Annotated in this window: 4 protein-coding genes; all 4 read left to right on the top strand. The window is 61.3% G+C overall.

The window, feature by feature from the left end; genetic code table 11:
- Positions 1-207, top strand: a 207-nt coding sequence (locus tag ACIOUG_RS26425; protein ID WP_401070034.1) for an alginate biosynthesis protein AlgX, incomplete at its 5' end; no start/stop codon positions are given.
- An 8-nt stretch (positions 208-215) separates the two neighbouring features.
- Complete coding sequence (locus tag ACIOUG_RS26430; protein WP_401070037.1) at positions 216-1340, top strand: mannuronate-specific alginate lyase; 1125 nt, start codon at positions 216-218, stop codon at positions 1338-1340.
- 192 nt (positions 1341-1532) lie between these two features.
- Complete coding sequence (locus tag ACIOUG_RS26435; protein WP_401070039.1) at positions 1533-3098, top strand: MBOAT family O-acyltransferase; 1566 nt, start codon at positions 1533-1535, stop codon at positions 3096-3098.
- A gap of 10 nt (positions 3099-3108) precedes the next feature.
- On the top strand, positions 3109-4295 hold a 1187-nt coding region (locus tag ACIOUG_RS26440), incomplete at its 3' end, for an alginate O-acetyltransferase (RefSeq protein WP_401070042.1).

Here is a 4295-nt window from a genome sequence, read left to right on the forward strand (position 1 = left end):
AAGATCGAGAAACCGGAAACCTCCGACACCGACGGTCGTTTCGCCTTTGAGTTGCGCACGGACGAAGACTGGGCCTCGCAAAACCTGCTGGCAGTCGAAGTCCAGGGCCCGGAAGCGGGTACCGCGCCGCAAAAAGTCGAAGCGAAAATCTGCAAACGCAACGTATTCCCGGGCGCTGGGCCACAAACCGCTCAGGTCGGGCAATGAGGTCTGCTATGCGAAATCGAACGATCAAACATCTGCTTGCACCATCCCTGCTGACCCTGGCGATGTTCGCCGGGGCCACTCAGGCCGCCGCGCCACTGCGCCCGCCGCAGGGCTACTTCGCCCCGGTGGATAAATTCAAGACCGGCGACAACAGCGAAGGCTGCGACGCGATGCCCGCGCCGTACACCGGGCCGCTGCAATTTCGCAGCAAGTACGAAGGCTCGGACAAGGCCCGCGCGACCCTGAACGTGCAGTCGGAAAAAGCTTTCCGCGACACCACCAAGGACATCACCACCCTCGAACGCGGCACCGCCAAACGCGTCATGCAGTTCATGCGCGACGGGCGTCCGGAACAGCTCGACTGCACGCTCAACTGGTTGACCGCGTGGGCCAAGGCCGATGCGTTGATGTCGAAAGACTTCAACCACACCGGCAAGTCGATGCGCAAATGGGCGCTGGGCAGCATGGCCTCGTCGTACATCCGCCTGAAGTTCTCCGACTCGCACCCGCTGGCCGCGCATCAGCAGGAAGCGCAGTTGATCGAGGCGTGGTTCAGCAAGATGGCCGATCAAGTGGTCAGCGACTGGGACAACCTGCCGCTGGAAAAAACCAACAACCACTCGTACTGGGCCGCGTGGTCGGTGATGGCGACCTCGATCGCCACCAACCGTCGCGACCTGTTTGACTGGGCAGTGAAGGAATACAAGGTCGGGGTCAATCAGGTCGATGCCGATGGTTTCCTGCCCAACGAACTCAAGCGCCAGCAACGCGCCCTCGCCTATCACAACTACGCCCTGCCGCCACTGGCGATGATTGCCAGTTTCGCTCAGGTCAATGGTGTCGATCTGCGCCAGGAAAACAACAGCGCGTTGAAGCGTCTGGGTGACCGGGTGCTGGCCGGGGTGAAAGACCCGGATGCCTTCGAGAAGAAGAACGGCAAAGAGCAGGACATGACCGACCTGAAAGAGGACATGAAATTCGCCTGGCTCGAACCGTTCTGCACCCTCTACACCTGCCCGGCGGATGTGATCGAGAAGAAGCACGGCATGCAACCGTTCAAGACCTTCCGCCTGGGTGGCGACCTGACCAAGGTCTACGACCCGTCGCATGAGAAGGGCAATAAGGGTTCGTAACGCCAACACCCTGTAGGAGCTGCGGCACGCTGCGATCTTTTGACTTTGATTTCAAAAGACCAGATCAAAAGATCGTAGCCTTCGGCAGCTCCTACAGGGGGCAGCGAGATTTGAGTTAGCCCTCCGGTTTCACGTGGGGGGTTTGGGGGGGCTTTGGCCCTTGACTGTTGGTTCAAACATGGAGAGATCGGGATGGTATTTTCATCCAACGTGTTCCTGTTTCTGTTCTTGCCGATCTTTCTCGGCTTGTACTACTTGAGCGGGCAACGCTATCGCAACCTGTTGCTGCTGATCGCCAGCTACGTGTTCTACGCGTGGTGGCGGGTGGACTTCCTGGCGCTGTTCGCCGGCGTCACCCTGTGGAACTACTGGATCGGCCTGAAAGTCGGTGCGGCCGGCGTGCGCACCAAACCGGCACAGCGCTGGCTGCTGCTCGGTGTCGCGGTCGATTTGTGCATCCTCGGCTACTTCAAATACGCCAACTTCGGCGTGGACAGCATCAACGCGATCATGACCTCGTTCGGTCTGGAGCCGTTCATCCTGACCCACGTGCTGCTGCCGATCGGTATCTCGTTCTACATCTTCGAGTCGATCAGCTACATCATCGACGTGTATCGCGGCGACACCCCGGCCACCCGCAACCTGATCGACTTCGCGGCGTTCGTGGCGATCTTCCCGCACCTGATTGCCGGCCCGGTTTTGCGTTTCCGCGACCTCGCCGACCAGTTCAACAACCGCACCCACACCCTCGACAAGTTCTCCGAGGGCTGCACGCGGTTCATGCAGGGTTTCATCAAGAAGGTGTTCATTGCCGACACCCTCGCTGTGGTCGCCGATCACTGCTTCGCCCTGCAGAACCCGACCACCGGGGATGCCTGGCTCGGCGCGCTGGCGTATACCGCGCAGCTGTATTTCGACTTCTCCGGTTACAGCGACATGGCCATCGGTCTGGGCCTGATGATGGGTTTCCGCTTCATGGAAAACTTCAAGCAGCCGTACATCAGCCAGTCGATCACCGAGTTCTGGCGCCGCTGGCACATCAGCCTGTCGACCTGGCTGCGTGACTACTTGTACATCACCCTCGGCGGCAACCGTAAAGGCACGCTGATGACCTATCGCAACCTGTTCCTGACCATGCTTCTGGGTGGTCTGTGGCACGGCGCGAACATCACTTACATCGTCTGGGGCGCCTGGCACGGCATGTGGCTGGCGATCGAAAAAGCGCTCGGCATCAACACCGCGCCGCGCAGCCTCAACCCGATCCGCTGGGCGCTGACCTTCCTGCTGGTGGTGATGGGCTGGGTGATCTTCCGTGCCGAAAACCTGCACGTCGCCGGGCGCATGTACGGCGCGATGTTCAGCTTCAGCGACTGGTCGCTGTCGGAACTCAACCGCGCCAGCCTCACCGGTCTGCAAGTGGCAACTCTGGTGGTGGCGTACGCAACGCTGGCGTTCTTCGGCCTGCGTGATCTGTACACCCAACAGCCTCCGGTCAAAACCAAGCCAGTGGTCAACGTCGAAACCGACGGCCCTGCCGCTGCGACCCCGGGCATGATCAAGGCCGCCCCCGGCGAAAACCCGGCGAGCATCCACGAGCCTGGCTACACCGTCGGCGTCGAAGCCCAGGTGCAACCGGCCTACTGGACGGCGGACTGGTCACGCTACGTGATGCGCGGGCTGATCCTGCTGCTGTTCATCGCCTCGATTCTCAAACTCTCGGCGCAAAGCTTCTCGCCGTTCCTTTACTTCCAGTTCTGAGGGATCTGACATGACCCGCTCATTACGCATCTTCTACATCGCGCTGTTTCTGCTGACCCTGCTGGTGCTCGGTCTGTGGTCGGTGCGCAGCTTCTTCGGCTTCAGCACCAATGCCGATGCGACCGTGCTCAACGGTCGCTGGACCAAAGCCGTGGAAACCCACTACGACGACCAGTTTCCGATCAAGCGTCTGGGCACCAACCTCTGGGCGGCGCTGGATTTCAAACTGTTCAACGAAGGTCGTCCGGGCGTGGTGCTCGGTCGCGATCAGTGGCTGTACAGCGACGAGGAATTCAACCCGATCGTCAACGAAGAGCTGAACCTGCAAGGCAACTACGCGCTGGTCGAAGGCGTGCGCCAGACCCTGAAAGCGAAAGGCGTGAAACTGGTGATGGCGATTGTCCCGGCCAAGGTGCGCCTGTACCCGGAACACCTGGGTGAAGTGAAACCGGCGAGCATCCACGCCAACCTCTATCAGGACTTCCACGCCCGTGTCGCGGCGGACAAGATCCTCGCCCCGGACCTGCTCGGCCCGCTGCAAAAAGCCAAGCAGAACGGTCAGCAAGTGTTCCTGCGCACCGACACCCACTGGACCCCGGAAGGCGCCGAGATCGCGGCCAACACCCTGGCACAGACCATCGCCGCCAAGTTCCCGCTCAGCGGCGAGCCGCAGCGCTTTGTCACCACGCCGGCGGAGAAGGTCACGCACAAGGGCGACCTGCGCCTGTTCCTGCCACTGGACCCGCTGTTCGAAAACCTGATGCCGGCGCAAGAGCCGCTGCAAAAGCGCAACACCGTGGCCGCTGCCGAGCAACCTGCCGGTGACGACGCGCTGTTCGCCAACAGCGAAGTACCGGTCGCGCTGATCGGCACCAGCTACAGCGCCAACCCCAACTGGAACTTCGTCGGTGCGCTGAAACAAGCGCTGCACAGCGACGTCGTCAACTACGCCGAGGACGGCCACGGTCCGATCCTGCCGATGCTCAGCTACCTGAAAAGCGATGACTTCAAGAACAGCCCGCCACAGGTGCTGATCTGGGAGTTTCCTGAACGATATCTGCCTGTGAACAACGAAATCGGCGACGCCGACCCGCAGTGGGTCGCAGTGCTCAATCAAGCGGGTGCTCGCGGCCTAATGGGAGGGATGAGGGGTGTTTCGGGGCGGGCGGGTCGGGGGGGCGGGGGGGGGGGGGGTGT

This window comes from Pseudomonas sp. NPDC087803, assembly GCF_044742995.1.
Taxonomy (GTDB): Bacteria; Pseudomonadota; Gammaproteobacteria; order Pseudomonadales; family Pseudomonadaceae; genus Aquipseudomonas.